The sequence below is a fragment of the Amycolatopsis circi genome, from assembly GCF_003385235.1.
In the GTDB taxonomy this organism is placed as follows: Bacteria; Actinomycetota; Actinomycetes; order Mycobacteriales; family Pseudonocardiaceae; genus Amycolatopsis; species Amycolatopsis circi.
The window spans coordinates 1-26,904 of sequence record NZ_PQIA01000098.1 but is presented as its reverse complement, the minus strand read 5'-3'; the positions used below and the strand labels follow the sequence as shown (position 1 = coordinate 26,904).

The 26,904-nt window shown below is 68.6% G+C and carries 24 protein-coding genes; 19 read left to right on the top strand and 5 right to left on the bottom strand.

The window, feature by feature from the left end; all coding sequences use genetic code 11:
• Positions 1-2: 2 nt before the first annotated feature.
• The 15 genes from D0D37_RS32285 to D0D37_RS32210 all read left to right on the top strand — a co-directional run bounded on the left by D0D37_RS32285 (position 3) and on the right by D0D37_RS32210 (position 18,954).
• Complete coding sequence (locus D0D37_RS32285) at positions 3-809, top strand: IclR family transcriptional regulator domain-containing protein (RefSeq protein ID WP_116204386.1); 807 nt, start codon at positions 3-5, stop codon at positions 807-809.
• Between the two features lie 6 nt (positions 810-815).
• Positions 816-1,406 carry a nucleotidyltransferase family protein gene (locus D0D37_RS32280; protein ID WP_116204385.1) on the top strand — a complete coding sequence of 197 codons (591 nt, stop codon included), beginning with the start codon at positions 816-818 and terminating at the stop codon, positions 1,404-1,406.
• A gap of 312 nt (positions 1,407-1,718) precedes the next feature.
• Positions 1,719-2,597, top strand: coding sequence for an AAA family ATPase (locus D0D37_RS32275; RefSeq protein ID WP_116204384.1), 879 nt, complete (start codon positions 1,719-1,721; stop codon positions 2,595-2,597).
• A 1,061-nt stretch (positions 2,598-3,658) separates the two neighbouring features.
• Positions 3,659-4,774 carry a vWA domain-containing protein gene (locus D0D37_RS32270; RefSeq protein ID WP_116204383.1) on the top strand — a complete coding sequence of 372 codons (1,116 nt, stop codon included), beginning with the start codon at positions 3,659-3,661 and terminating at the stop codon, positions 4,772-4,774.
• The gene (locus D0D37_RS32265; protein ID WP_116204382.1) at positions 4,767-5,879 is read left to right on the top strand and encodes an XdhC family protein; all 1,113 of its coding nucleotides are present in this window, start codon (positions 4,767-4,769) and stop codon (positions 5,877-5,879) included. Before D0D37_RS32270 ends, D0D37_RS32265 begins: the two co-directional genes overlap by 8 nt.
• Positions 5,880-6,682: 803 nt before the next feature.
• Entirely contained in the window at positions 6,683-7,207 is a 525-nt protein-coding gene (locus D0D37_RS32260) for a (2Fe-2S)-binding protein (protein WP_116204381.1), read from the top strand.
• A complete protein-coding gene (locus D0D37_RS32255) occupies positions 7,207-9,645 on the top strand; it encodes a xanthine dehydrogenase family protein molybdopterin-binding subunit (RefSeq protein ID WP_116204380.1) in 2,439 nt (812 codons plus the stop codon). The genes D0D37_RS32260 and D0D37_RS32255 overlap by 1 nt, the downstream gene beginning before the upstream one ends.
• Positions 9,642-10,496, top strand: a complete 855-nt coding sequence (locus D0D37_RS32250; protein ID WP_116204379.1) for an FAD binding domain-containing protein — start codon at positions 9,642-9,644, stop codon at positions 10,494-10,496. Before D0D37_RS32255 ends, D0D37_RS32250 begins: the two co-directional genes overlap by 4 nt.
• A gap of 133 nt (positions 10,497-10,629) precedes the next feature.
• The gene (locus D0D37_RS32245; protein ID WP_116204378.1) at positions 10,630-11,331 is read left to right on the top strand and encodes an SRPBCC family protein; all 702 of its coding nucleotides are present in this window, start codon (positions 10,630-10,632) and stop codon (positions 11,329-11,331) included.
• Between the two features lie 220 nt (positions 11,332-11,551).
• On the top strand, positions 11,552-12,766 hold the full coding sequence (locus D0D37_RS32240) for a GGDEF domain-containing protein (RefSeq protein ID WP_116204396.1): 1,215 nt from the start codon (positions 11,552-11,554) through the stop codon (positions 12,764-12,766).
• A 38-nt stretch (positions 12,767-12,804) separates the two neighbouring features.
• Positions 12,805-13,860: an NAD(P)-binding domain-containing protein gene (locus D0D37_RS32235; protein WP_116204377.1), complete on the top strand. Its 1,056-nt coding sequence runs from the start codon at positions 12,805-12,807 to the stop codon at positions 13,858-13,860.
• A 357-nt stretch (positions 13,861-14,217) separates the two neighbouring features.
• Positions 14,218-15,861 carry a discoidin domain-containing protein gene (locus tag D0D37_RS32225; protein WP_116204375.1) on the top strand — a complete coding sequence of 548 codons (1,644 nt, stop codon included), beginning with the start codon at positions 14,218-14,220 and terminating at the stop codon, positions 15,859-15,861.
• Between the two features lie 9 nt (positions 15,862-15,870).
• The gene (locus D0D37_RS32220; RefSeq protein ID WP_116204374.1) at positions 15,871-17,106 is read left to right on the top strand and encodes an MFS transporter; all 1,236 of its coding nucleotides are present in this window, start codon (positions 15,871-15,873) and stop codon (positions 17,104-17,106) included.
• Entirely contained in the window at positions 17,103-18,047 is a 945-nt protein-coding gene (locus D0D37_RS32215) for a TolB-like translocation protein (RefSeq protein WP_116204373.1), read from the top strand. Before D0D37_RS32220 ends, D0D37_RS32215 begins: the two co-directional genes overlap by 4 nt.
• A 67-nt stretch (positions 18,048-18,114) precedes the next feature.
• On the top strand, positions 18,115-18,954 hold the full coding sequence (locus D0D37_RS32210) for an alpha/beta fold hydrolase (protein WP_116204372.1): 840 nt from the start codon (positions 18,115-18,117) through the stop codon (positions 18,952-18,954).
• Positions 18,955-18,967: 13 nt separating this feature from the next.
• Here D0D37_RS32210 and D0D37_RS32205 read toward each other — a convergent pair whose 3' ends face one another.
• The 4 genes from D0D37_RS32205 to D0D37_RS32190 are packed head-to-tail and all read right to left on the bottom strand — an operon-like array spanning position 18,968 to position 22,675.
• Positions 18,968-19,750 carry an ATP-binding cassette domain-containing protein gene (locus tag D0D37_RS32205; RefSeq protein WP_116204371.1) on the bottom strand — a complete coding sequence of 261 codons (783 nt, stop codon included), beginning with the start codon at positions 19,748-19,750 and terminating at the stop codon, positions 18,968-18,970.
• On the bottom strand, positions 19,747-20,775 hold the full coding sequence (locus tag D0D37_RS32200; RefSeq protein ID WP_116204370.1) for an ABC transporter permease: 1,029 nt from the start codon (positions 20,773-20,775) through the stop codon (positions 19,747-19,749). The genes D0D37_RS32205 and D0D37_RS32200 overlap by 4 nt, the downstream gene beginning before the upstream one ends.
• Positions 20,772-21,773, bottom strand: coding sequence for a sugar ABC transporter substrate-binding protein (locus tag D0D37_RS32195; protein ID WP_116204369.1), 1,002 nt, complete (start codon positions 21,771-21,773; stop codon positions 20,772-20,774). Before D0D37_RS32195 ends, D0D37_RS32200 begins: the two co-directional genes overlap by 4 nt.
• Positions 21,774-21,802: 29 nt before the next feature.
• Positions 21,803-22,675, bottom strand: coding sequence for a sugar phosphate isomerase/epimerase family protein (locus tag D0D37_RS32190; protein ID WP_116204368.1), 873 nt, complete (start codon positions 22,673-22,675; stop codon positions 21,803-21,805).
• 108 nt (positions 22,676-22,783) lie between these two features.
• Between D0D37_RS32190 and D0D37_RS32185 the strand changes: the two genes are divergently transcribed.
• Both D0D37_RS32185 and D0D37_RS32180 read left to right on the top strand, forming a co-directional pair.
• Positions 22,784-23,794: a LacI family DNA-binding transcriptional regulator gene (locus D0D37_RS32185; protein WP_116204367.1), complete on the top strand. Its 1,011-nt coding sequence runs from the start codon at positions 22,784-22,786 to the stop codon at positions 23,792-23,794.
• On the top strand, positions 23,791-24,792 hold the full coding sequence (locus D0D37_RS32180; RefSeq protein ID WP_208720251.1) for a Gfo/Idh/MocA family protein: 1,002 nt from the start codon (positions 23,791-23,793) through the stop codon (positions 24,790-24,792). The genes D0D37_RS32185 and D0D37_RS32180 overlap by 4 nt, the downstream gene beginning before the upstream one ends.
• 44 nt (positions 24,793-24,836) lie before the next feature.
• Here D0D37_RS32180 and D0D37_RS32175 read toward each other — a convergent pair whose 3' ends face one another.
• Positions 24,837-25,433 carry a TetR/AcrR family transcriptional regulator gene (locus D0D37_RS32175; protein ID WP_116204366.1) on the bottom strand — a complete coding sequence of 199 codons (597 nt, stop codon included), beginning with the start codon at positions 25,431-25,433 and terminating at the stop codon, positions 24,837-24,839.
• A gap of 61 nt (positions 25,434-25,494) precedes the next feature.
• Here D0D37_RS32175 and D0D37_RS32170 point away from each other — a divergent pair, with 61 nt between their 5' ends.
• The gene (locus tag D0D37_RS32170; RefSeq protein ID WP_116204365.1) at positions 25,495-26,154 is read left to right on the top strand and encodes an SDR family NAD(P)-dependent oxidoreductase; all 660 of its coding nucleotides are present in this window, start codon (positions 25,495-25,497) and stop codon (positions 26,152-26,154) included.
• Between the two features lie 53 nt (positions 26,155-26,207).
• Positions 26,208-26,711 (top strand): GNAT family N-acetyltransferase, encoded by a 504-nt coding sequence (locus D0D37_RS32165; RefSeq protein WP_244223750.1) that lies wholly within the window; start codon positions 26,208-26,210, stop codon positions 26,709-26,711.
• Positions 26,712-26,904: the final 193 nt, after the last annotated feature.

Below are 26,904 nucleotides of genomic sequence, written 5' to 3'. Positions count from 1 at the left end.
GCATGGAATCCGACGACCCGGCCGAACGCGGCGCGCACCACGTGCAGTCGCTGGAGCGCGGGCTGGCGGTGATCAAGGCGTTCAGCGCCGAGGCGCCGCATCCGACGCTCAGCGACGTCGCACGCGTCACCGGGCTGACCCGCGCAGCCGCGCGCCGGTTCCTGCTGACGCTCGTGGATCTCGGCTACGTCCGCACCGACGGCAAGTACTTCTCGCTCACCGCGCGCGTGCTGGAACTCGGCTACGCCTATCTGTCCAGCCTCACTCTGGCCGAGATCGCGCAACCGCACCTGGAGCGGCTGTCGGCGCAAGTGCACGAGTCGAGTTCGGTGTCCGTGCTGGAGATCGCCGACATCGTGTACGTCGCGCGCGTCGCGGTGTCGCGAATCATGACCGTCAGCATTAACGTCGGCACGCGGTTCCCCGCACACGCCACCTCGATGGGGCACGTGCTGCTCGCCGACATGGACCGGACCGAACTCAACGCCTACTTCATCGTCGCCGACCTCAACCAGCTGACCGCGCACACGCTCACCCAGCGCGCCGCGCTCGAGGCCGAGCTGGCTCAGGTCCGGGAGCAGGGGTGGGCGATGGTCGACCAGGAACTCGAAGAAGGCTTGCGCTCGGTCGCCGCGCCGGTCCGCAACCGGGCGGGGCGCGCGGTCGCGGCGGTGAACATCTCCACGCACGCGAGCCGGACGCCGGTGGAGACCGTCCGGACCGAGTTCGTTCCGCCGCTGCTCGAGACCGCGGCCGCCATTTCGGCAGAACTCGCCGCGGTCGCGCCCGGGCGAGCGATCCGGGGCTGAGCGCGGATGTCGGAACCGGTTGCCGGACTGCTGCTCGCCGCCGGGGCGGGGCGGCGGTTCGGCGGTCCCAAAGCACTGGTCGAGTACGACGGGGAGCCGCTGGTCCAGCGGGCGGTCCGGAACCTGGCCGAGGCCGGATGCGCCTCGGTGCGGGTGGTGATCGGAGCGTCGGCGGAGCAGGTCCGGGAACTGCTGCCGCCGGACGTGACCGCGGTGCCCGCCGTGCGATGGCAGGACGGGATGGGGGAGTCGCTGAAGGCCGGGCTCGAATCGCTCGCCGAGGAGTCGGCGGTGGCGGTGCTCGTGCACCTGGTGGATCTGCCGTGGGTCCCGGCCGCGGCGCTCGCGCGGATCGTCGGGGAGGCGTCCGAGGAGGCGGTCGTTCGGGCTGCTTACCAGGGGGTTCCTGGGCATCCGGTGCTGTTCGGACGGCGTTGGTGGGGCGAGATCGCGGATTCGGCGAGCGGGGACCACGGTGCGCGGGACTGGTTGCGCGGGCGGGCTGACGTGCGGCTTGTGGAGTGCGGTGATCTCGGCAGCGGCAGTGACGTCGATCGGCCTGGGGATTTGGCTGGGCCCGGTGCGGAGCGGCGCTGACGGGTCGCGCTCAGGCTGTGAGTGAGGTCCGGCTGGCGGTGAGCTGCTGTGGGTCTAGCTGCGTTGGGTCGGCTGGGTTGGTGGAGCTTGTGGTTTGTCTCGTCGGGACAGTGTCGGTGCGAGGCCGGGTGCGGTGAACTGTGCATGCGTCGCCGGACCCGGACGCGGTTGTTTTCGAGCGTTTGGTCTCCATGTCGCGTCGCCGGACTGAATGCGGTTCCTCGGAGCGGGCGGTGGCTCGGTTACCGGATTGTGCCCGGCCGGACGGCGGCGAACGGCGAACCCGGCCGTCGCGGATCTACGATCGGGGGCGTGACAGAGTCCCTCGCCTCGCCCGACGCGCTCGCGGCCGCCCTCGACACCACCGGTTACCTCGCCGACGAGGGGCTGGCCACCGCGGGATTCCTCGCGACGCAAATGCAGCGTCCGCTCTTCTGCGAAGGCGAGCCGGGCACCGGGAAGACGTCGCTGGCACTCGCGTTGTCCGAGGCGCTGCAGTGGCCGTTGGTGCGGCTTCAGTGTCACGAGGGCATCGACGCCGCGCAGGCGCTCTACGAATGGGATTTCCCCCGTCAGCTGCTGCACCTGCGCGCCCTCGAAGCGGCGGACGGCGGACGGCTCGACGCGGAAATCGCCGAGCGTTCGCTGTACACGGAGCGGTTCTTGCTCGCGCGGCCGCTGCTGCAGGCGCTCACTACGACACCGTGTGTGCTGCTCGTGGACGAGATCGATCGCGCGGACGATGAGTTCGAGGCGTTCCTGCTGCAGTTGCTGGACGAATACACCGTCACGATTCCGGAGTACGGCGAGGTGCGTGCGGAGCAGCCGCCGCTGGTTGTGCTGACGTCCAACCGGACTCGCGAGGTGCACGACGCGCTCAAACGCCGGTGTCTTTACCACTGGCTGGAGCATCCGGATCTTGCCCGGGAGATCAACATCCTGCGCCGTCGGCTGCCCGGGATCGGCGAGACGCTCGCCCGGCAGATCGCCGACGCGGTGCACCGGCTGCGGGCGATGGACCTTCTCAAACCGCCGGGTGTCGCGGAATCCCTTGACTGGGCGCGGGCTTTGCTCGCACTCCAACGGGACGAACTGGACGCGGCGACGGCTGCGCGCACTCTCGGCGCGGTGCTGAAGTACAGCGAGGATCTCGACCGGGTGCGGGCGAAGCTGGACACCTTGTTCTCCTGAGCTGGTGTCCACTGTGGATGGTCGGGTAATTCCGTTGCGCCGGGGTGCGGGATCGGGCATGCTTGAAGCATCACTGGATGACTTCGCTGACTTCACTGATTTTGTGACTGTGACTGTGCCGGAAGGAGGGCTCGTGACCGACTTCGCCCGGACCGCCCTCCTGGCGCTCCGCTGAGTTCCGTTCTTTCCTGAAGGTTCCGCGCGCCCGTCTTGTGCTACCGAGGCTGGCCGCTGCGCGCAACCACGGTCCGCGCACGCTGTCCCGGAGGCGGGACGGCGTGCGCGGCCGCCCTTCGCCGATGCCGTTGTTGGCGCGGGGGCCTTCGGGGGTGGCGCGGGGCGATGCGGGCTGGCTGTGCTGCGATGCCGGGGAAGTTGGTGCGGCCTCGGCTTGGTCTAGGGGAGTGGGATGCCCTCGGGCGTTGGTGCGGCGGGGCGCTCGGTTGGCTGGGCTGAGACGGCTGGGGAAGTGTGCTGCGGTGTCGGCTTGGTCTAGGGGAGTGGGATGCCCTCGGGCGTTGGTGTGGCGCGGTGTGCGGTTGGCTGGGCTGAGACGGCTGGGGAAGTGTGCTGCGGTGTCGGCTTGGCTTAGGGGAGCGGAATGTCTGCGGCTTTGGTGCGGGCGGCGCGGTGCTCGGCGCGGGCAAAGGCACCTGGAGCGTTGCGCGGCAGGCGTTGCTGGGTTCCCGAGAGCCGTCGCGGTGCGTCTCCCTCGGAGGAAAGCGGCGAGTTCGAGCAAGACGGAACATCTGCGGTGCCGACGCGGTTCACACTGGAGTGGCAGTGCGGAGGAACGCTGGCGAGCTGCAGCAGCTCAAGCCGGAACCTGCGCGCGCCCAAGAATCTCAGCCCGCCCACGAACCCCCGCGCGGCCGAAAACCTCCGCGCGGCCGAAAACCTCCGCGCGCCAAGATCACCGCCGACAACAGGTATCCCGCGACTGGACAACCGCGACTCAGGGTGGCCGAACCGATCGTTGCCCGCGTGAGCGAAGGACGTCCCAGCAAGGCCGGATCGGCTGTCGCGGCGCGAGTTTTGGCGTTGGGGTGACAATGGGTGGCATGAACACCGAAGTCGCTGACCCGCTTGCTGGCTATGCGGGGTTCGCGGCGGCATTGCGCGAGGCGGGCGTCGCCTGTGACGCGCGGCGGGTGCAGGCCTACCTGTCCGCCGTGGCGAAGGTTGATGTTGCCCGGCCGACGCAGCTCTACTGGGTCGGGCGGTTGACTCTCTGCTCCGACCCCGACGACTTGCCTCGCTACGAGGAAGCGTTCGCGCGGTGGTTCGAGGGGGACGACAGTCCACGGGCGACGTCGGGGACTCCGGTGCGGAAGCAGGCCCGGATCGCTCCGTTGATCGCGGCAAGCGGCGACGGCGACAGCAGCCAGGAATCTCACGACACGCTCCGCGTCGCGGCCAGCGACCATGAAGTTCTCCGGCATCGGGATCTTGCCGAGCTGACCAAGGCTGAGCGGGCGCACTTGCGGGAGTTGTTGGCGACCCTGCACCCGGTCTTGCCCCGGCGGCGGGCGGCGCGGCGGACGCCGGCGCATCGTGGGGCGCTTGATCCGGCGAGGACTTTGCGCGCGATGCTCGCGTCCGGTGGCGAGCCCGTTCGGCTGGCGCATCGTCGGAAGGGGACGCGGGCGCGGAAAGTCGTGTTGCTGATCGACGTTTCCGGCTCGATGAGTCCGTATGCCGACGCGTTGCTGCGGTTCGCGCACGTCGTCGCGCGGGCGGCTCCGATGTCAGTCGAGGTGTTCACGCTGGGTACTCGGATGACGCGAGTGTCCCGTCAGCTCAGGCAGCGCGATCCGGAGCAGGCGATGCTCGCCGCCGGTACCGCGGTGCCTGATTTCGCTGGTGGGACGCGGCTTGGCGAGACGCTTCGGGTGTTTCTGGACCGGTGGGGGCAGCGCGGGTTCGCGCGACGCGCGGTAGTCACCGTGTTCTCCGACGGCTGGGAGCGCGGCGACGTGAGTTTGCTGGCCGAGCAGCTTGGCCGGCTGCGCCGTCTCGCGCACGCCGTATTCTGGGTGAATCCGCACGCAGGGCACGAGGGTTATGCTCCGGTCCAATCCGGCATCGTGGCCGCCCTGCCGCACATCGACCGGTTGCTGGCCGGGCACAGCCTGGCGACGTTGGAACGACTCCTCGGGGAGATTGCCGATGCGTGACGTACTGGACGACGTGTACCGCCGCTGGCAGGCGGGCGAAACGGTCGGGCTCGGCACGGTGGTGGCCACGTTCTCGTCGGCGCCGCGGGCACCGGGCGCGTCGATGATGGTCGCGCCGGACGGCACGGTCGTCGGGAGCGTGTCCGGCGGCTGCGTCGAAGGCGCGGTGTACGAGCTGGCCAACGATGTCGTCGCCGAGCGGAAGCCGGTGTTGCAGCGCTACGGCGTCAGCGACGACGACGCCTTCGCGGTCGGGCTGACCTGCGGCGGGATCATCGACATCTACGTCGAGCCGGTGGATCGCGCGTCGATGCCGGAGCTGGAGCGCGTCGTCGAATCGGTGCGCAGCGGCGAGCCGGTCGCGGTCGTCACGATCGTGGAGCACGAGACGCCCGGGCTGGTCGGCGAGCACATGATCGTGTGGCCGGACCGGGTCGAGGGGTCCCTTGGCTCGTCCCGGATGGACGACGCGGTCGCCGACGACGCGCGCGGGCTTCTTGCCGCTGGACGCACCGGGACGCTCCATTACGGACCGGACGGGCAGCGTCGCGGCGAGGGCATGGCCGTTTTCGTGAACTCCTTCGAACCGCCGCCGCGACTGCTGGTGTTCGGTGCCATCGACTTCGCCGCCGCGATGGCACGGATGGGTGCTTATCTCGGGTATCAGGTGACGGTCTGCGACGCGCGTCCCGTGTTCGCGACCAGCAGCCGGTTCCCGGAGGCGCACGACGTGGTCGTCGACTGGCCGCACCGCTACCTGAAGGCCGAGGCCGACGCGGGCCGGATCGACGCGCGCACGGCGATCGCGGTCCTCACCCACGACCCGAAGTTCGACGTGCCGCTGCTGGAGGTCGCGCTGCGGCTCGACGTCGGGTACGTCGGCGCGATGGGTTCCCGCAAGACGCACGACGACCGGTTCTCCCGGCTCCGCGAGGCGGGCATCACCGAGGGCGAGCTGGAACGCCTGTCGTCGCCGATCGGCCTCGACCTCGGCGCGCGCACGCCGGAGGAGACGGCCGTGTCGATCGCGGCGGAGATCATCGCGCTGCGCTGGAGCGGGACCGGGCGGCGGCTGGCTGCGCTGACCGGGCGGATTCACAGCTGAGCTGGCTCGGCGGCTGAAAGCCGGGGTTCGGCAGCTAGCGGGGCTGGTCGGGCCGGGGTGCGGCTGGGCATTCCGGCAGCTCACGGGTGGCGCGGACTGGATTCGGCGGCTGGCGGTGCTGGGCAGACACGGAGCTGAGCTGGAAACCGGCGACTCGGCTGGTGCTGGGAGGATCAGGGCCCGGCGGCTGGTGGACGGGAATCGCTGCTGGCAGGAAATGCGGTGCCAGGGCGAGTCCATTCGGGCCGGGACTTGGCGACTGTGCTCGGGAAGCTGGAGCGGTGCATCCCCGGTGGGTGCGGTGGACAGCTGTTGCCGGGATCGCGGCGCTGCGGGGCTTGGGAACTTCGCTGGGCAAGCCGTAACAGCGCATTCCAGCAGTTGCGGCGGGCCGTAGCCACCAGGAAGTGCGACACCGGCCAGAACCGTCGAGGTCGAGATCGGGCAGCCGTGCCGGGCAGCCGTACCGGCGCGCATCGGTGGCGCATTCCGCCGGGAAAACCCCTTCCCGCAACGAAACCCGGTGAACCCCCGACCCGAAACGCCGCCCCCTCGGGAAGATCCGCCCACCGCACCGGACCGTCGAAAAATCACCCGTCCGGCTTCACGCATTTGCGCCTCGAAAAGAGAAACAAAACCGCATCTGCGGAATCGCCCCGGCGACGTGCGACATCAGGACTTGTCCGCGCGCGAAAGGCGTAGCACGCTCCCTGTGAGGCCGATCACGATCGCGCCTTGGCCGTTCCCGAACCGGCCCGCCGCCTCCGCCGGGGCTGGCGGGCATTTGCACTTGGAGGCCTTTGATGCGCATCACCGTCACTGTCGACGGCACGAAATACACCGATGACGTCGAGCCGCGCACCCTGCTCGTCCACCACTTACGGGAACGGGTCGGGAAGGTGGGCACCGTCGTCGGGTGCGACACCAGCAACTGCGGCGCGTGCACCGTCCATCTCGACGGGCACAGCGTGAAATCCTGTTCCGTCCTCGCCGTGCAGGCCGACGGATGCGAGGTCACCACCATCGAGGGGCTGGCTCGCGACGGCCAGTTGCACCCGGTCCAGCAGGCGTTCCACGACAATCACGCGCTGCAGTGCGGGTTCTGCACGCCGGGCATGATCATGCAGTCCATCGACCTGCTGGCCGACAACCCGGACCCGGACGAGCAGGCCGTCCGCGAGGGGCTCGAGGGCAATCTTTGCCGCTGCACCGGTTACCAGAACATCGTGAAGGCGGTTCGCGACGCCGCGCAGCACATGAGTCCTGGTGCGGGGCCGGACGCCGAGAAGATCGACCAGCCCAACCACGTCGGCGTGGGTGGTGAATGATGACCGCCACGATCGAGCCCGAGGTAGGAAAGTCCCGGCGCCGCAAGGAAGACGAGCGGTTGATCACCGGGCGCACCCGGTGGACGGACAACATCGCGTTGCCGGGCATGCTGCATCTCGCGGTGCTGCGCAGTCCGCTGGCGCACGCGAAGATCGTTTCGATCGACACGTCCGCGGCCAAGGAAGCTGCTGGCGTCGTAGCCGTTTACACCGCCGCTGACCTTGATCCCGAGGGTGCGATCGGCATGCCGTGCGCATGGCCGATCACGCCGGACATGGCTGCTCCGCGACGTCCGGTGCTGGCTTCGGATCGGGTGAATTTCGCTGGCGAGGGCGTGGCTGTGGTGGTCGCGCGGTCGTCCGCGGAGGCGCATGACGCGCTCGAGGCGATCGAGGTCGAGTACGAAGACCTGCCGCCAGTGCTCGACCTGGAGGCCGCGCTCGCCGAAGACGCGCCGCTCGTGCACGAGGAATTGGGCAGCAACAAGAACGCGCTCTGGGTGTTCGATTCGGCTGAGGCAGGCACCGGCGGCAATGTCGAGGAAGCACTGTCCTCTTCGGAGATCGTGCTGAAGCGGCGGTTCCGCCAGCAGCGACTGGTGCCCGCGTTCATGGAGCCGCGCGCGTGCGTGGTCGACCCGACCGGCGCGCAGCTGACCATGTGGTCGGCCACTCAGGTGCCGCACATCCTGCGTGTGATGTCCGCGCTGACGTTGGGCATCCCGGAGCACAAGCTGCGCGTGATCGCCCCGGACGTCGGCGGCGGGTTCGGCGGCAAGATCGGCGTGCTGCCCGAGGAAATGATGTCCGTGCTGGTCGCGAACAAGCTCGGCAAACCGGTGAAGTGGAATGAATCCCGGTCCGAGACGATGCTCGCCGCGCACCACGGCCGCGACCAGATCCAGGACATCACGATCTCGGCGAAGGCCGACGGCACGGTCACCGGGCTCAAGGTCGAACTGCTCGCCAACCTCGGCGCGTACAACGGCCTGGTCGGGCCGGGCGTGCCGATCCTCGGCGCGTTCATGTTCAACGCGATCTACAAGATCCCGGCGTACCACTTCGCCTGCACCAACGTGTTCACCACGACCACGCTCACCGACGCCTACCGCGGCGCAGGGCGTCCGGAAGCGACGTTCGCGATCGAGCGGATCATGGACGAACTGGCCGACGAGCTGGGCATGGACCCGGTGGAGCTGCGCGAAAAGAACTGGATCAAGCACGAGGAATTCCCGTTCACCACGGTCTGCGGGCTCACCTACGACTCCGGCAACTACGAGGCCGCGACCGAGAAGGCGAAGGAACTCTTCGGCTACGACGCGCTGCGCCGCGAGCAGAAGGAACGCCGCGAGGCGAACGATCCGGTGCAGCTCGGCATCGGGATTTCGACGTTCACCGAGATGTGCGGGCTCGCGCCGTCGCGGGTGCTGGGTTCGCTCGATTACGGCGCTGGCGGCTGGGAATACGCGTCGCTGCGGATGCTGCCGACCGGCAAGGTCGAGGTCACGACGGGTGCGTCCGCGCACGGCCAGGGCCACGAGACGGCGTGGAGCCAGATCGTCGCCGACCAGCTGGGTGTGTCGTTTGAGGACGTTGAAGTGCTGCACGGCGACACGCAGTCCTCGCACAAGGGTCTCGACACTTACGGGTCGCGTTCGCTGGTCGTCGGCGGTATCGCGATCGTCAAGGCGGCCGAGAAGGTGGTCGCGAAGGCGAAGCCGATCGCCGCGCATCTGCTGGAGTGTTCGGAGGACGACCTCGAGTTCTCCGGCGGCAAGTTCACCGTGAAGGGCACGGATTCGGCGACGACGATCCAGGACATCGCGCTCGCCGTGTTCGCCGCGCACAACCTGCCGGACGGCGTCGAACCGTCGCTCGATTCCGACGCCACCTTCGACCCGGAGAACTTCTCCTTCCCGCACGGCACCCACCTGTGCGCGGCCGAAGTGGACACTGAAACGGGCCAGGTGAAACTGCGTTCGTACGTCTGCGTGGACGACGTCGGCAAGGTGGTCAACCCGCTGATCGTCGAAGGCCAGGTGCACGGCGGGCTTGCCCAGGGCATCGCGCAGGCGTTGTTCGAGGAGGCCGTGCACGACGAGAGCGGCACGCTCACCACCGGCACGTTCGCCGACTATCTGCTGCCCTCGGCGGCCGACCTGCCGTCGTTCACCACGGATCGCACGGAGACGCCGTCGACCACGAACCCGTTGGGGGCCAAGGGAGTCGGTGAGGCGGGCACGATCGCTTCGACGCCTGCTGTGGTCAACGCGGTGGTCGACGCGGTACGCCAGTTCGGGGTGAACGACATCGAAATGCCGCTCACGCCGATGCGCGTGTGGAACGCGGTGCGCAACGGCACCGCCGATGCCGGCGGACCCGGCGGCGAGGCCGGCGGCGGTCTCGGTTCGATCGACGCCTCCGGAGGTGCCCAGTGATCCCGGCTCCGTTCGACTACGTCGCTCCGTCCACGGTGGACGAAGCCGTGCAGGCGCTCGCCGCGGCGGGCGAGGACGCCAAGGTGCTGGCGGGCGGGCAAAGCCTGCTTCCGGTGCTGCGGATGCGCCTCGCCGCGCCGACCATGCTGATCGATCTCGGGAAAGTCGCCGAAATGCGCGGAGTACGCGAGGACGGCGACGCGCTCGTGGTCGGTGCGATGACGACGCATTACGAGGTCCAGCGCGACGCATTGATCGCCGAGCACGCCGCGTTGGTGAAGGAAGCGACCGACACTGTCGCGGATCCGCAGGTGCGGCACCGCGGCACTTTCGGCGGCGCGATCGCGCACGCGGATCCGGCCGGTGACCTGCTGGCTCCGGTTCTCGCGCTGGACGGCGAACTGGTGCTGGCCGGTCCGAACGGGCGGCGCACGGTGTCGGCGGCGGAGTTCTTCCAGGACTATTTCACCACCGCGCTGGCCCCGGACGAATTGCTCGTCGAGGTGCGGCTGCCCAAGCACACCGGCTGGCGGGCGCACTACGAGAAGTTCAACCGGGTCGCCCAGGCCTGGTCGATGTGCGCGGTGGCGGCCACCGTGCGCACCGAGGGCGGCGTGATCGAGGAAGCCCGGGTGGCGCTCACGAACATGGGCGCGACCCCGGTCCGGGCGACTGGCGTGGAGCAGGCGTTGCTCGGCGCGCAGGCCAACGCGGAAACCATCCGGGCGGCCGCCGCGCACGCGGCCGAGGGGACCAACCCGGTCGCGGACGGCAATTCCGATGTCGAATACCGGCAGCACCTCGCGCGGGTGCTGACTGGGCGTGCCGTCGCGGCGGCGGTGGGCGCCTAGCCGACCGGCCGTGAAGGACTCCTTGGGGGAATCAGATTCCCCCAAGGAGTCCTTCACGGCAACGCTCCCCGGGCGACGGCCGTAAGGTGGACGGCAACGGCTCGACGCAGTGCGCAGGAGAGGAGGTCGGCCCGTGCGGCTCGACCACGAATTCACCGTCCCCGCCCCGATCGGGGAGGTCTGGCAGGCCGTCATCGACCCGGAGCGGGTCGCCCCGTGCATGCCTGGCGCCTCGCTCACCAAGGTGGAGGGGGACTCTTTCGCGGGCACGGTGAAGGTCAAGCTGGGTCCGATTTCGCTGCTGTACAAGGGAACCGGCGAGTTCCTGGAGAAGGACGAGGCGGCTCGCAAGGTCGTCATCAAGGCGTCCGGCAAGGACTCGCGCGGCGGCGGCACCGCGGCCGCGACGGTCACCCTCACGCTCACCGAACGCGACGGCGGCACCCACGGCGCGGTCGCCACCGACCTGGCGATCACCGGGCGTCCGGCGCAGTTCGGGCGCGGGCTGATCTCCGAGGTGGGCGGCAAGATCCTGGACACCTTCGCGGGGAACCTCGCGGCCTCGCTGGAGACCCCCGCCGAAGAGGCTCCCGCGGCGAAGCCGGAAGAGAAGCCTGCCGAGGCGGCCAAGCCCGCTGCCGAGGAGAAGCCGGTCGCCGAAGAGAAGCCGCATCTGCGGAGCGTTCCGGCAGGCGGTTCGACCGGCGAGACCGAGGCGATCGACCTGCTCGACTACGCCGGGCAGTCCGTCGCGAAGCGGCTGGCTCCGGTGGCCGCGGGCGCGGTCGTGCTGCTGATCGTGCTGGCCGTCGTGCGGAAGCTGCGCCGCCGCTGACCGGTTGGAAGTTGCCCGCCCGCTCTACTCAGAGCGTGCCCGGTGGGCAGCTCGCGGGGTGGTTTTTCCCTCGGTTCGGCTAGATCCGGAGCGGACCCGCTACCCTGGGCAACTTCCGTAGGCCGAATTTCGCGTGGGGGCGCCCGTGACGCAGGCACCTGTCCCCATCGGGGTGCGCGGCGCGGTGGCGGCTTGGCGCGGCTGGCCGCCGCGCTGGACGATGTGGGCGGTCGCGCGGCGGCGCTGGATCGGCTACGCGATGGCGTGCGAGGCCGTCGCCGTGGCAGTCACGGTGACGGGTCTCGCGACCGGCTTCGGCGGGCCGGTGCAGTTCAGTTCGTTCGGGGTGCTCGTCGGGCTGGGCATCGCGCAAGCGGAAATGTCGCGGCGGATCGAGCGTCTGCGGCGGTGGATGAGCGGCCAGACGCACATCAACGTCACGTCCGTCTGGTACCTCGCCGGTGCCTTCCTGCTTCCGCCGGCGTGGGTCGCGTTGCTGGCGTTGGTGCTGTACCTGCATCTGTGGCTGCGAGTGTGGCGACACGTGCGTACGCGGCCCGCGCATCGTTTCGCGGCTAGTACGGCGTGGGCGGTGCTGTCGTGCTTCGCGGCGTCTGCGGTGCTGACCATCGGCGGCCTGGATCAAGCGCGGCTCGACACTGCGTACGGGGTCCTCGCGCTCGTTCTGGCGGCGGCTGTCTTCGAGTTGGTGAACGTCGTGCTCGTAGCGACGGGCATCTATCTGTACACGAACAGCCGCTCGCCCGCGGACCTCATCGGCACCTGGGAGGACAACGCCTTCGAGATCGCGACGCTCTGTCTAGGCGGGCTCGCTGCGCTGGCGTTCGTCCATCAGCCGGTGCTGGTGGTGTTCGTGCTGCCGCCGTTGCTGTTGTTGCACCGCTATCTCCTGCTGAAGCAGCAGTTGCAGGTGGCGGTCGTGACTGATGAAAAGACCGGGTTGCTCAACACCGCGGGGTGGCACGAACTCGCGACCCGCGAGTTCACTCGGGCGAGGCGGCGGGGGACCGGCAGCGGGTTCGCCGTGCTGATGATCGATCTCGACCACTTCAAGCGCATCAACGACACGTACGGGCACCTCACCGGCGACGAGGTGCTGGCCGCGGTTGCCGTGGCGATCGAAGCGTCGGTGCGGCAAAGCGACACCGTCGGCCGGTTCGGTGGTGAGGAATTCGTGGTCCTGCTGCCCGCGACCGGCGACACCGACGTGCTCGGGATCGCCGAGCGGGTGCGGATCGCGGTGGGGGAGTTGACGGTCGCGGTGGGAGGTCCGGTGCGGATCAGCGGACTCTCCGTATCCGTCGGCGTCGCGTGCTATCCGCAGGCGGGTGAGACGCTCGACGAGGTGCTGCGGTCGGCTGACGCGGCGTTGTACCGGGCGAAAGACGGCGGCCGCAACCGCGTGGCGGTCTGAGCCGGAAATACCGGGCGGGGTCAATTGTTGAACGTTGTATGAGCACTGCGGATCACGAGACCGACGTCGTGGTGATCGGGGCCGGGCAGGCCGGGCTGTCGGCGGCGTATCACCTGCGCCGAGCCGGATTCGCCAACGAACGCGGGTTCGTCGTGCTCGACCACGGCAAACGCGCGGGCGGCGCGTGGCAGTACCGGTGGCCGTCGCTGGTCGTCGGGAAGGTGCACGGGATCCACGACCTGCCCGGGATGGCGTTCGGGACCCCGGACGCGACGCGGCCCGCGAGCGAGGCGGTGTCGGAGTACTTCGGGCGCTTCGAGAAGACGTACGACTTGCCGGTGCACCGTCCGGTCGACGTGGCCGCGGTGCGGCGCGCGGGGGAGCGGTTGGTAGTCGAATCGCCTGCGGAGACGTGGGCGGCGCGCGCGGTGATCAGTGCGACCGGGACGTGGGATCGGCCGTTCTGGCCCCGTTACCCCGGGACTTTCGCCGGACGGCAGTTGCACACGGCGGATTACCGGGGCGCGGAGGAGTTTCGTGGCCAGCGCGTCGTGGTCGTAGGCGGCGGGACGTCGGCGGTGCAGCTGCTGATGGAGATCGGTCCGGTCGCCCGTTCGACGGTGTGGGTGACGCGGCGTCCGCCGGTGTGGCGGGAAGAGGAGTTCAGCGAGGACTGGGGACGGATGGCGGTGGCGAAGGTCGACGAGCGGGTGCGGGCCGGGCTGCCGCCGGAGAGCGTCGTGAGCGTGACGGATCTGCCGGTGACGCCGCAGGTGCTCGCCGGCCGGGCAGCGGGGTATCTGGAGCGGCGGCCGATGTTCTCGCGGTTGGTTCCCGACGGTGTCGTTTGGGAGGACGGCAGTTTCGAGCCCGCGGACACGATCCTGTGGGCGACCGGGTTCCGGGCTTCGATCGAGCACCTGGCTCCGCTGCATCTGCGGACGTCCGGGGGCGGGATCCGGATGGACGGGACTCGCGTGGTCGACGAGCCGCGGCTGCATCTGGTCGGGTACGGGCCGTCGGCGAGCACAGTGGGGGCGAACCGGGCGGGGCGCGCCGCGGTGCAGGAAGTGCGGCGGCTGCTGCAGAGCTGAGGTCCGTGAAGGTGGCCCTCACGGACCAGCGCAAGTCCGTGAGGGCCACCTTCACGGACTTGGGGGTCTTCACAGACCTGCGCGGCCCGTGGGGTTGCTTTAGCGGGCTTGCGGTCCGTGAGGGGAACCTTCACGGAATCAGAGTCCCTCAGGGTTCCCTTCACGGCACTTTCCCGGGCCGGACCGAGGCGTTCCGCTGATCGGCGGTCTTGATCGTTTCACGTCCGTTCCGGGCTTGTCGGGAGAAACCGGGCCCGCTACTCTGCCGTTTTAGTTAGGAAACTTTCTTAACGCAACGAGACGCCGCAGAACCGTAACGCCGCCGCCCTGTTCCCGTCCGGCCCGAAGGAGTGCGACGTGTCCTCGTCCCGTTTCCGAAGTCTCGCCCGGTTCGCGTTGCCGGCCGCCGCGGTGGTGCTGCTGCCCGCCGCGGTCTCGCCCGCGCGCGACGCCCATGCCGCTGCCGCCGATGTGCTGCTGTCCCAAGGGAAACCGGTCAGCACGTCGACGCTTGAGACCTCCGTGTTGGGCGGCGACAACGCCGTCGACGGGAATCTCAAGACGCGCTGGGCCAGTTCGGTCAGCGCCGACGCCCAGTGGCTGCGCGTCGACCTCGGCCAGGTCGCCACGATCCACCGGGTCAAGCTGAACTGGGAAGCGGCCTACGCCAAGAAGTACCGCATCGAGATCTCGGACGACGGCGAGACCTTCAAGCCGATCGCGACGATCACCAACGGCGACGGCGGCACCGACGACCTCACCGGGTTGACCGGGCACGGCCGGTTCCTGCGCTTCGTCGGCACCGAGCGCGCCACGAAGTACGGCTACTCGCTGTGGGAGCTTCAGGCATACGGCACCCCGGACTCGTCCGGCGACACCCAAGCGCCCACCACGCCGTCGAACCTCGCCGCGGGCGACATTGGCTCGAACAGCGTCGCGCTGACCTGGGCCGCCGCGACGGACAACGTCGGCGTCAGCGGGTACGACGTGCTTCGGGACGGCAAGTCCGTCGCCACCAGCACGTCCACGTCCTACACCGACAACAGCCTTTCGCCGGACACCGACTACACCTACACCGTCCGGGCGAAGGACGCCGCCGGGAACACTTCGCCGGCCAGCAGCTCGGTCAAGGTGCACACGAAGCCGGGGACCGCGGGCAACACGTTCGTCCTCGCCGCGGCCGGCGACATCGCCGAGCAATGCACCGCCAGCAGCTCCAGCTGCATGCACCCGAAGACCGCGAAGCTCGTCGGGCAGCTCAACCCCGCCGCGGTGATCACCATGGGCGACAACCAGTACGACTCCGAAAACACCGGCTTGAGCCTGCAGAACTTCAAGGACTACTACGACAAGACCTGGGGCAAGTTCAAGAGCATCACCCACCCGGTCCCCGGCAATCACGAGACCTACGACGACAACAAGCCGTTCGAGGCCTACGAGCAGTACTTCGGCAAGATCGCCACACCGAACGGAAAGCGTTACTACAGCTGGGAAATGGGCAACTGGCACTTCATCGCGCTGGACTCCAACGGCTTCGTCGACGACAACGACGGCGGCGAGCTGAAGGACACCGACCAGATGAACTGGATCAAGCAGGACCTGGCGAAGAACACCAAGGGCTGCGTCGCGGCGTACTACCACCACCCGCGGTGGAGCTCCGGCGACCACGGCGACCAGCGCGGCTCCAAGCAGCTGTGGGACCTGTTCGCGCAGAACAAGGTCGACCTGGTCCTCAACGGCCACGACCACCACTACGAGCGGTTCGTCCCGCAGGACGCGAGCGGCAAGGCGGACCCGGCCGGTCCGGTCGAGATCATCGGCGGCATGGGCGGCGCGAACCCGTACCCGGTCCACTCCGCGCACCCGACCACGGCGAAGCTGCTCAAGGACACCTTCGGCGTGCTGAAGCTGACGATGACCGACAACACCTTCTCCGAGCAGCTGATCGGGCTCGACGGCAAGGTCCAGGACAGCAGCCCGACCTACACCTGCCACAACTAGGGGCCGGTCATGTACATCGCGACAAGCCGTAGTTCGGACGTCGCGGCGGGCACCGAGCGGAAGACCGGCCTGCGCCGGGTGTCGGCGAACGTCGTCGCACTCGGCGCGGTCAGCCTGGTCACCGACATCTCCTCGGAGATGGTGACCGCGGTGCTCCCGCTGTACCTGGTGCTCGGCCTCGGGCTGAACCCGCTGCAGTTCGGCCTGCTCGACGGGCTTTACGCGGGAGCCACCGCCGTGGTCCGCGTGCTCGGCGGGCATCTGGCCGACCGGTGGAGAAGGCTCAAGGCGGTCGCCGGGTTCGGCTACGGCTTGTCCGCGGTGTGCAAGCTCGGCCTGGTCGCGGCCGGTTCGTCGGTCGCGGCGATCGGCGTGGTGCTGGCCGCCGACCGCACCGGCAAGGGGCTGCGCACGGCCCCGCGCGACGCGTTGATCTCGCTCAGCAGCGAGCCCGACACGCTCGGCCGGTCGTTCGGCGTGCACCGCGCGATGGACACCGTCGGTGCGTTCCTCGGCCCCCTCGTCGCGATGGCCGTGCTCGCGTTGAGCCTCGGCAGCTACACCTCGGTGTTCTTCACCAGTTTTTGCATCGCGGCGATCGCGGTAATGCTGCTCGTGTTGTTCGTCCACGACCACAAGCAGGAGATCGCCGACCGGGCCACGGTGTCCGTGCGGGCCGCGTTCGGGCTGTTGCGGGACCGGGGTTTCCGGCGCGTGGCGGTGTGGGCGGCGCTGCTCGGGTTCGTGACTCTCGGCGATTCCTTTGTGTACCTGGTGCTTCAACGGCGCTGGGATGTCGCGGCGACGTTCTTTCCGTTGCTGCCGCTCGGAACCGCCGGGATCTATCTGGTGCTGGCGGTTCCGCTGGGCAAGCTGGCCGACCGGATCGGGCGCTGGCCGGTGTTTCTCGGCGGGCACGTCGCGCTCGTCGCCGCGTTGATCGCGCTGTGCGGGCCGGTGTCCGGATTCTGGCTCGCGGCGCTGGCGTTGGGGCTGCACGGCGTGTTCTACGCGGCTACCGACGGGGTTTTGATGGCGGCTGCCGGACCTCTCGTGCCCGCTGATCTCCGGGCGACCGGTCTCGCGGTGGTCCAAACTGGACAGGCGGCCGCTCGGATGCTTTCGTCTGTCCTCTTCGGACTCGCCTGGACGTTGTGGGATCTCCAGCCCGCAGTCCTCGCGGCGGCCGGAGCGCTCGCTGTCGTGGCGCTTGGCGCCGCTTTCGCAAGGCCGGTGCGCAAATGAAGAAGGTCCTTCTCGCTGTTGCCGGAACCGTGGTTCTTGCGGCTGCCGCGGTGGTCTACACGGTTGCCGCACGGCCTAGCCCGGCCGAACCCGCGAAGGTGGAGCATCTTTCGCTCGCGCCTGGGCAGTTGTTCTTTCGCAGTACCAAGACGGGTAACGTCGGCGTCGTTCCGCTGGCGAATCCTGGTGCTGCGCCGAAGTTCAGCGATGTGAAGTGCGACCGGTTCGCCGTGTCCGGCGCCACGGGAATGTGTCTCGCGGTGCGTCCCGGTACGTTGCCCGCGGTCAGCGATTTCAGCGTCCTCGACCGGAATCTCAACACCACGCACAAGGACTACCTGCCGGGTACACCGAGCCGCGCACGCGTGTCGCCGGACGGCAAGCGGGTGTACTGGACGCTGTTCGTCACTGGTGATTCTTATGCGGCCACCGGATTCTCGACGCGCGCCGGGGTTTACCAGCTGGACAACGGCGAGCTGGAGAAGACGATCGAGGAACTGCCGGTCCTGGTCGACGGGAAACGGTACTTCTCCTCCGACGTCAACTACTGGGGCATCACGTTCGCCAAGGACGGCAAGCGGTTCTACTCGACGCTAGGCTCCAAGGGCAAGACGTACCTGATCGAAGGCGACTACGACACCTACCGCGGGAAAGCGCTGCGGGAAAACGTGGAGTGCCCGTCGCTGTCGCCGGATGAAACGCGGATCGCGTTCAAGAAGAAGGTCAGCGAGGGCGTCTGGCGGCTGTCCGTGCTCGACCTCAAGACGATGCGGGAGACCGCGCTCGCCGAGACTCGCAGCGTGGACGACCAGGCGCTGTGGCAGGACGACCACACGATCCTCTACGGCCTGGAGAACGCCGTGTGGTCGGTGCCCGCGGACGGGTCCGGAGCCCCGCGCAAGCTGGTCGACGAAGCCGCGTCGCCCGCCGTCACCAGCTGATTCGACATCTCTTTACGTCGTATAGTACTCTCGCCTCCGCCGATACTTTACGACGTAAAGAGATGAGATGGCTGAAGCGACTCTGCACGACGGAACGCGGATCGAAACGCAGGTGCACGGGGACGGGCCGGTACTGTTGCTTCCGGTCGACCCCCGGCCTGCCGAAGGACCGGAGGCCGAGGCGGCCCGGCAGTGGGGCGCTGATCCGGAGCTGGGCCGTTCGCTGATCGAGGGATTCGCCGGGTTCCGGGTGGTGGCCTTCGACTACCAGGGGCACCGGATGGCGCATCCGGCCGACCTCACGCCGGACGTGGTCGCGGCCGATTTCCTGGCGGTGGCGGACGCGGTCGGGGCGGATCGGTTTTCTTATTACGGCTACTCGTGGCTGGCGCTGTCCGGGTTGCAGCTGGCGTTACGCACGGATCGGCTGGACGCGTTGGTGATGGGCGGGTATCCGCCGCTGGACGGGCCGTATGCGGCAATGCTCGCGGTGACCCGGGCGACGCACGAGATGGCGCTTGCTGGCCCGTCGGCTGAAACCAAAGCCGAGCCGGGGGACTGGGATTCGGTGGACGTCACGTTGTCGACGGGCCAGACGAAGCAGTTCGTGACGTTGTACGAGGCGTTGCGGGACTTCGACGACCGGACGGTCGAGCTGTCGTGTCCGCGGTTGTGTTTCGCGGGGTCGGAGGATCGGATCGTCTACAGCGAGCGGTGGGGCGGGGTGACTGTCGACATCGCTGGGCCGTTGGTGCGGGAGCGGGCCGAGTTGGAGGCGCGTGGGTGGACCGTCGAGGTGCTAGACGGGCTGGACCACATGGGCGCGATGCAGGCCGCGGCGGTGCTGCCGGTAGTGCGGCCGTGGCTGGAGAAGGTGAGGCGTCGTGAGTGGCAATCACGGTTCTAACCGTGATTGCCACTCACGACGCCTCACCCTGCCGCAGCTCGTGCTCCAGCGCTTCCAGCTCCGCGCCGCCCGCCATCTGCCGGGTCAGCTCCGGTAGTTCTATCTCCGACTTTTCGTAGGACCCGAGCGCCGCGCCGCGTTTGAGGAGCAGGAAGCGGTCGGCCACCGGGTACGCGTGGTGCGGATTGTGCGTGATCAGGACGACGCCCAGGCCCCGGTCGCGGGCCTGGGCCACGTACTTCAACACGACCCCGGCCTGCTTCACGCCCAGCGCGGCCGTCGGCTCGTCCAGGATCAGCACCTTCGCGCCGAAATGGATGGCCCGGGCGATCGCCACACACTGCCGTTCGCCGCCGGACAGCGTGCCGACCGGCTGTTCGACGTCTCGCAGGTCGATGCCGAGGTCGGCGAGCGCCTTCTTTGTCAGTTTCCGGCCTTTGCGCCGGTCCAGCGCGCGGAACGGGCCGAAGCCAACGGTCGGTTCGGAGCCGAGGAAGAAGTTCCGCCATACGCTCATCAGCGGCACCACCGCGAGGTCCTGATACACCGTGGCGATTCCGCGATCCAACGCTTCGCGGGGCGAGGCGAACCGCACCGGGGAGCCTTCGACGAGGAACTCGCCTTCGTCGTGCTGGTGCACCCCGGCGAGGATCTTGATCAAAGTGGACTTTCCCGCGCCGTTGTCGCCCAGCACGCAGGTGACTTCGCCCGCATTGACCACTGTGGACACTTCGCGCAGCGCGACCACGGTGCCGTAACGTTTGCCGACGTCCTTGACTTCGAGGAGAGCGTTCATCGCCGGACCCTTTCCGCACGCCGCCGCAACGCGTTGTTGACCAGGACCGCCGCCAGCAGCATGATCCCGAGGAACAGCATGAACCAGTCGTTGTCCCAGCCGGCGAACACGATGCCCTGGCGGGCCATGCCGAAGATCAGCGCGCCGATCGCCGCGCCGACGGCCGAGCCGAAACCGCCGGTCAGCAGGCAGCCGCCGATCACCGCGGCGATGATGTACTGGAATTCCAGTCCGATGCCCTGATTCGCCTGGACGCTCGCGAACCGCAGGATGTTGATCGAACCGACCAGCCAGCCGGCCAGCGCGGTGCCCATGAACAGCAGGATTTTGGTGCGCACCACCGGAACGCCGACCGAGCGGGCGCTCGTGGCGGAACCGCCGACCGCGAAGATCCAGTTGCCGAACCGGGTCCGGAGAAGCAGCCACGCGGCCACCGCGATCACGCCCAGCCACCAGACGATGGAGATCTGGAACGGTGTCCCGCCGATGTCCACTGTGGAGGCGAAGACGAACCCGGCGGACGCGTAGCCGTCGGTCGAGCGCATGCCCGACACCTGCACGGTGCCGGTGACCAGTCGCGTTACGCCGAGGTTCAAGCCTTGCAGGGCAAGGAAAGTACCTAGGGTGACGATGAAGCTCGGCAGTCCGGTTTTCATCACCAGCCAGCCGTTGAACGCGCCGACTGTCAGCGCGAACACCAGCGAGACAAGCAGCGCGAGCCACACATTCCAGCCAGCTTGAGTCGCGAGGATCGCCGTGACCAGCGACGTCGACGCGGTCATCACGCCTGCCGACAGGTCGAACTCGCCACCGACCATCAGCAGCGACACGGCCACCGCCATGATGCCCAGCGTCGCTGCGTCGTCCAGCCAGGTCGCGGCTCCGTTGGCGCTGAAGAACTTGTCGGTCGCGAAGGTGAAGAACAGGAACACCACTACCGCGCCGAGCAGCGCGCCGACCTCCGGGCGCACTATCAGCCGGTCGGTCAGCCGCGGCTTCGCCAGCCGTTCGTCGAGGGTCGTCATCGGGTGCCCCTTTGCACGTACTGGCCGACCTTGTCCACTGTGGATTTGTCGACCAGGTCGGGTCCGGTGAGCACCGGTTTGCCGCCGCCGACGACGTTCGCGTTGTCCCGGTACAGCTTCAGGAACTGCACCGGGAGATAGCCCTGTTCGTACTGCTGCTGGTCGACCGCGAACAGCACGTCGCCCGCCTTGATCGCGGCCACGACGTCGGAGTTGAGGTCGAACGTGGCGACCTGCGCCTTCGAGTTCACCGACTTGATCGCGCTCACCGCACGGGCGGCGACCTGCGAGTTCAGCGTGAGGACCGCGTCGATCGACGAGTCGGTCTGCACCGCGCCGCGGATTCGGGATTCGGCGTCGGTCGGGTTGGAGATGTCCACCTGCAGGGTTTGCACGGTGCCGGCGAACCCGGCCTTCGCACCGTCGCAGCGCTGCGCCTGCCCGACGTTCCCGGCCTCGTGGATCACGCACAACAGCTTGTGCTTGCCGAGGTTCTTGAACTTCTTCCCGGCTTCCTGCCCGGCGATCGACTCGTTCTGCCCGACGTGCGTGAGCGCGCCGTACGCCGCGCTCTTGTCCTCGCCGGAGTTGATGGTGATCACCGGAATTCCGGCGCGCACCGCGGCTTCGATGGACGGGCGCAGCGCCTCCGGGTTCGCCATCGACACCACGAGCCCGCCGGTCTGCTGTGCGACCGCGTTGTCGATCAGCTTCGCCTGCGCGCCCGGATCGCCGTCCGAGGTGTATTCGACTTGCACGCCAAGGTCTTTGCCCGCTTGTTCGGCACCGTTCTTCACCACATTCCAGAACGCGTCGCCCGCGGTGCCGTGCGTGATCACCGAAACCTTCAGCGGTCCGGACGGTGTCGGGGCGGCGGCAGGCGCGGTCGTCTTCGGCTCGGCGGCCGGGCCGGTGCACGCGGTCAGCAGCAAGCCCGCGGCCAGCAGGCTCGCCACCGCGCGGCCGGAGCGTCGGGTGCGCCCCCAGCGATGGGACATCGTTGTCTCTCCTCGCTTGGTTTCCAAGATCAGCCGGTGATTTTCCGCAAGTACGAGAGGCTGGTCGCGACGTCCTGACCAGGGCGGTCCACCGGGCTCTCTTCGCTCAGCGCGGTGTCCTGTTCCAGCACGTACCAGCCGTCGTAGCCCGCTTCGGCGACGGAGCGGACCATGGCTGCGATGTCCACGTCGCCTTCGCCGAGCGGGACGTAGAGCCCCTGACCGACGGCTTCGGTGTACGGGAGCTTTCCGGTGCGGACGGCTTCGGCCAGTTCGCCGCGGACGTCCTTGAGGTGCAGGTGCCCGATCCGCTCCGGATGCCGTCGGGCGAGCGCGACCGGGTCGGTGCCGCCGATCAGGAGGTGACCGGTGTCGAGGCAGAGCTGGAGATCGGAGTCGGCGAGGAAGCGTTCGACCTCGGCCTCGGTCTCCACGTGCGTGCCGACGTGCGGGTGCAGCACTGTGCGCAAGCCGTGTTTTGCGGCCACGTCGCGGATCTTGGCTGCCGTGCGGACCAAAGTGGACCATTCGGCCTCGGTGAGGGTGGGCCGTTCGTCGTAACCGTCGAGGCCGGTTGCGGCGGCGAGGACGAGCATTCCGCCGCCGCAGGCCGCGAAGAGTGCCGCCGAGTCTTCCGCTTCGGCGACGGCCGCGTCCGGGTTTTCGTGCAGCGGCACGGCAAGGAAGCCGCCGACGAGTTCGAGCCGGTGGCTTTCCAGGAGTTCTTTCAACTCGGCCGGGTCCCGCGGCAAGTATCCCGGCGGACCCAATTCCGTTGCGGTGACGCCTAGTTCGGTCATTTCGCCGAGTACGACGGGGGCGTCGAGCACCCGGCCCCACCCCGGCACCTCGCAGACTCCCCACGAGATCGGGGCGGCGGCGACGCGGATCTTCGCGGTCATGGATCCCTCTCCGGTCGGGGGACAGTGCAGGCGTGCCCTTGATTAGAGCGCTCTAAGCTTGTAGCGTCCGACCCGTCGCGTCAAGCGCTTCTCCGGGGAGGTTTTCGAATGGGGAAGCCCACCATGGAGGACGTCGCCGCACGCGCCGGGGTGTCCCGGGCGCTCGTGTCGCTCGTGATGCGCAACGCGCCGAACGTCTCGGCACAGCGGCGGGCGGCGGTGCGGAAAGCGGCCGAGGAGCTGGGTTATTCGCCGCACGTGATGGCGCGATCGTTGGCGAGCCGGACGTCGACGGTGCTCGGCGTGATGGTGAACGACCTGCGCAACGCGTTCTTCGCCGATGTCGTGGAGGGCCTGGACGCGGCGGCCCAGGCGGCCGGTTTCGACTTGATCCTCAACACCGGCGGCCGGATGCCTTCCCGGGAAGGCGCGGCGTTGCGCAGTCTGCTGTCGTTCCGTCCCGCTGGCGTGGTGCTGTTGTCGCCGGTAGTTCCGGCCGCCGCGATCGAAGCCGCGGCACGGCAGTGTCCGGTGGTGCTGGTGTCACGAACTTCTCGACTATCCACTGTGGATACCGTGAACGATGACGGAGAGGCTGGCGCGGCGTTGGCTGTCGATCACCTGGTCCAGCTGGGGCATCGCCGGATCGCGCATCTCGACGGTGGTGGAGCGGCCGGTGCCGCGGGGCGGCGTCGAGGCTTCCGGCAAGCGATGCAAGCGCACGGGTTGGAGCCGATCGTGGTGCGCAGCGAACACACCGACACTGCGGGCGAAAAGGCTGTGCAGGAGTTGCTGTCTTCGTACTCTCCGGCACCGACCGCACTGCTGGCGGGCAACGACTTCAACGCGGTCGGTGCGATCTCGGCGCTCGAGGAACACGGTTTGCGGGTGCCCGACGACGTCTCGGTGGTCGGCTACGACAACACGTCATTGGCTTCCCTCCGGCACATCTCACTGACCACCGTGGACCAGCCGCGCGCGGAAATGGCGCGGCTGGCCTTCGACGCGCTGCTGGAACGCGTGCGCGGCGAACGCACTGAACCGGTGCGTCATTTGCTTCATCCGTCCCTGGTCGTGCGGGAGACCACGGGGCCGAACTCAGGGGAGGTACAGCGATGAGGTTGGGACTGGCCGGAGCCGGACGGATCGGTGCCGCGCACGCGGAAACGCTGGCGGGCTTCGACGAGGTCACGTCGGTGGTCGTCGCGGATGTGGACCCGTCGCGAGCGCAGGAGGTCGCCGCTCGGCTCGGTGTCGAGGCGGTCGAGGGCATCGACGCGCTTTTCCGAGCCGATCTCGACGGCCTGGTCATCGCGGCGGCCACCGACGCGCATCCGGAGCTGATCATCAAGGCGGTCGACGCGCGGGTGCCGGTGTTTTGCGAGAAGCCGGTCGCCGCGGACATCCCCGGCACGCTGGCGGTGATCGACCGGATCGCGGACTCGGACGTACCGGTGCAGATCGGTTTCCAGCGCCGGTTCGACGCGGGCTACCAGGCCGCGCGGGTCGCGGTGGAGAGCGGGGAATTGGGCTGGCTGCACAGCGTCCGGGCGACCACATTGGACCCGGCTCCGCCGCCTGCCGCCTACATCGCGCATTCCGGCGGCTTGTTCCGGGACTGCGGGGTGCACGACTTCGACATCCTCCGGTGGGTGACCGGCCGGGAGGTCGAGGAGGTGTATGCCCTGGGGCGCAACAAGGGCGAGCAGTTCTTCGCCGACGCCGGGGACGTCGACACGGCGGCGGTCGCGATGACTCTCGACGACGGAACCCTCGCGACGGTCTCGCTGACGCGCTACAACGGCGCGGGCTATGATGTGCGCTTCGAGGTACTCGGCTCGACGGGGAATGTCGTAGTGGGCCTTGACGACCAGGCTCCGCTGCGGTCAGTAGAGCCGGGCGTCGAGCCGTTGCCGGGACCGGCGTATTCCGGGTTCATGGAACGGTTCCGGACGGCTTATGCCGCTGAGCTGCGCGCGTTCTTGGACGTGGCCGCCGGGCAGATCCCGTCGCCCGCGGGGGCGGCGGATGCGTTGGAGGCGTTCTACATCGCGGAGGCGTGCGAGGTCTCGAGGCGGGAGAACCGCCCGGTGCGGGTCGCGGAGGTGCGGCGGTAGGTCAAAATCGGCGCGGTTGCCGGGCAGTGCGTCCGCGGAGATAGTCAACTTCGCGGACGAAGAAGCTTCTCTACCAACGTATCCACCAAATCCCGCGGAACGGCAGCCCCGGTCAGGGCACAGTAGACAATCGGCCCCAGCAAAGCGTCCATTGTGGCCTCCGGGTCCAGCAGCGGGGAAACCTCGCCCGCCTCGGTAGCTTGCGTCAGCATCTCGCGCTCCGCGATCTGCCGGGGCTCCAGATAACGCTCATGGAACCGAGCCGCAGTCCCGACATCGTGCTGCGCCTCGGCCAGGAGAGTCAACAAACACTTGCCCGCCGGATCTTCGGTGAGGAAGCTCGCGAAATCACGCAGATACGCGCGGATGCTGTCCGCCGTCGGCGATTCCGTGGGCACCGTCAGACGTTTCGCACTGTCCTCGATCAGCGTGTCCAGCAGGATTTCGACCTTGGACGGCCACCAGCGGTAGATCGTCTGCTTCGCGACCCCGGCCCGGCGCGCGATGGCTTCGACGGTCAGCGCACTGAAGCCGTGTTCGACCAGCAGGTCGTCGGCGGCGTGGAGCACGTCCAGGCGCGCGGCCTCGTCGCGCCGGTTGCCGGAGCGTGCCCTGCGGGGCTGGGAATTCACTGCGGGCATACCGGACACCTTACCGTGCTACTGTCTAGACGTGACGTCGCGTCTAGACAAAGGAGGGGTCATGGCCGCACGCCGGGCATTGGTGGTCGGAGCTTCACGGGGGCTGGGATTGGTGCTGGTCACCGAATTGGACCGGCGAGGATGGGAGGTCATCGCGACCACTCGCGACGGTGCGGTGCCGTGCGAGGGGATGCGGACCGAGCACTTGGAGATGACCGACGACGCACAGATCGCCGCGCTAAGCGACAGAGTGGACGGTCCGCTCGATCTGCTCTTCGTGAACGCGGCGATCAACCGGGGGAACTTGCCGATCGGTGAAGTGTCCACCGAGATGTTCACCGAAGTGATGGTGACCAACGCGTTGAGCCCGCTGAAAGTCCTCGAAGGACTGCACGATCTCGTCGTGCCGGGCGGCACGATCGCGGTGATGTCGTCCGAGCAGGGCAGCATCTCGATGAACGTCGAACCCGGATACGAGCTGTACAAGGCGAGCAAGGCCGCGCTCAATCAGCTCATGCGCAGCTACGCCACCCGCAACGAGGGCGACGGGCGCACCAAACTGCTCATCGACCCCGGCCACAACCGGACGCGGCTCGGCGGGCCGGACGCGCCGTTGCTGCCCGAGGAAAGCGTGCCCGCGGTCGTCGATGTGCTGGAAGCGCAGGCAGGGGAACCGGGGCTGCAGTTCCTCGACCGCTTCGGCAAACCGGTTCCCTGGTAACGACTGGGCCGATCGGGTAGCGCGCGGCGGCTTCGCGTGCCAAGCTGCGGGGCGTGCCTGGATCCGGAGAATCCGAGATCGTGCTGATCCCGCTCGACGAGCCGGGGCTCGATCGGCTTCTGGAAGCCGCGGTGGCCGACGCCGAACCGGCCGAGGTCATGCCGCCGGTGGAAGGTCCCGCCGGCTGGACCGAAGCCCGCCGCGAAGCGTTTCTCGCGTTCCACCGCCGGCGATCGCTCAATCCGGACACGGCGATCGAGACGACGTGGGTCGTGGAGGTCGACGGCCGGGTCTGCGGGGCGGCCCGGTTGCGGCCGGTGTCCGGGCGGTCCGCGCTGGAGGTCGAGGCCGGGGTGTGGCTCGGCCGTTCGGCGCGCGGACGCGGGATCGGCCGCAAGGTCACCGCGGTGCTGCTGGACGCGGCCCGCGACGGCGGCGCGGCGAAGTTCGTCGCGACGACCACTGTGGACAACGCGGCGGCCCGGCGGCTGCTGAGCGGAACCGGCGCGGAACTGGACGTCCGCGGCACGGAGATCGACGCACACCTCGACTTCTGACCGCCCGCCCAGCGATGGGCCCTGCGCGCGATACCGAGGTCCGTGAAGGGCTCCTTGAGGGAATCAGACCTGGATCCACCGGTGTTTGTGGTGTTGTAGGCCGTGTCTGGACGCGCAGATGCCCTCTGGCCTGGGATGATTGTTCTTGCGAAGGAAAAATCAGTCCGAGGGAGAGGGCATCTGCTGGATGCGA

Bases quoted from the DNA above. Each gene is read 5' to 3' on its own strand.
- D0D37_RS32210 (WP_116204372.1), top strand. From the start codon at position 18,115: ATGGCTGAAGCGACTCTGCACGACGGAACGCGGATCGAAACGCAGGTG.
- D0D37_RS32265 (WP_116204382.1), top strand. From the start codon at position 4,767: ATGCGTGACGTACTGGACGACGTGTACCGCCGCTGGCAGGCGGGCGAA.
- D0D37_RS32205 (WP_116204371.1), bottom strand. From the start codon at position 19,750: ATGAACGCTCTCCTCGAAGTCAAGGACGTCGGCAAACGTTACGGCACC.
- D0D37_RS32235 (WP_116204377.1), top strand. From the start codon at position 12,805: ATGAGCACTGCGGATCACGAGACCGACGTCGTGGTGATCGGGGCCGGG.
- D0D37_RS32220 (WP_116204374.1), top strand. From the start codon at position 15,871: ATGTACATCGCGACAAGCCGTAGTTCGGACGTCGCGGCGGGCACCGAG.
- D0D37_RS32215 (WP_116204373.1), top strand. From the start codon at position 17,103: ATGAAGAAGGTCCTTCTCGCTGTTGCCGGAACCGTGGTTCTTGCGGCT.
- D0D37_RS32175 (WP_116204366.1), bottom strand. From the start codon at position 25,433: ATGCCCGCAGTGAATTCCCAGCCCCGCAGGGCACGCTCCGGCAACCGG.
- D0D37_RS32200 (WP_116204370.1), bottom strand. From the start codon at position 20,775: ATGACGACCCTCGACGAACGGCTGGCGAAGCCGCGGCTGACCGACCGG.
- D0D37_RS32260 (WP_116204381.1), top strand. From the start codon at position 6,683: ATGCGCATCACCGTCACTGTCGACGGCACGAAATACACCGATGACGTC.
- D0D37_RS32285 (WP_116204386.1), top strand. From the start codon at position 3: ATGGAATCCGACGACCCGGCCGAACGCGGCGCGCACCACGTGCAGTCG.
- D0D37_RS32195 (WP_116204369.1), bottom strand. From the start codon at position 21,773: ATGTCCCATCGCTGGGGGCGCACCCGACGCTCCGGCCGCGCGGTGGCG.
- D0D37_RS32185 (WP_116204367.1), top strand. From the start codon at position 22,784: ATGGGGAAGCCCACCATGGAGGACGTCGCCGCACGCGCCGGGGTGTCC.
- D0D37_RS32255 (WP_116204380.1), top strand. From the start codon at position 7,207: ATGACCGCCACGATCGAGCCCGAGGTAGGAAAGTCCCGGCGCCGCAAG.
- D0D37_RS32180 (WP_208720251.1), top strand. From the start codon at position 23,791: ATGAGGTTGGGACTGGCCGGAGCCGGACGGATCGGTGCCGCGCACGCG.
- D0D37_RS32190 (WP_116204368.1), bottom strand. From the start codon at position 22,675: ATGACCGCGAAGATCCGCGTCGCCGCCGCCCCGATCTCGTGGGGAGTC.
- D0D37_RS32270 (WP_116204383.1), top strand. From the start codon at position 3,659: ATGAACACCGAAGTCGCTGACCCGCTTGCTGGCTATGCGGGGTTCGCG.
- D0D37_RS32280 (WP_116204385.1), top strand. From the start codon at position 816: ATGTCGGAACCGGTTGCCGGACTGCTGCTCGCCGCCGGGGCGGGGCGG.
- D0D37_RS32240 (WP_116204396.1), top strand. From the start codon at position 11,552: ATGTGGGCGGTCGCGCGGCGGCGCTGGATCGGCTACGCGATGGCGTGC.
- D0D37_RS32170 (WP_116204365.1), top strand. From the start codon at position 25,495: ATGGCCGCACGCCGGGCATTGGTGGTCGGAGCTTCACGGGGGCTGGGA.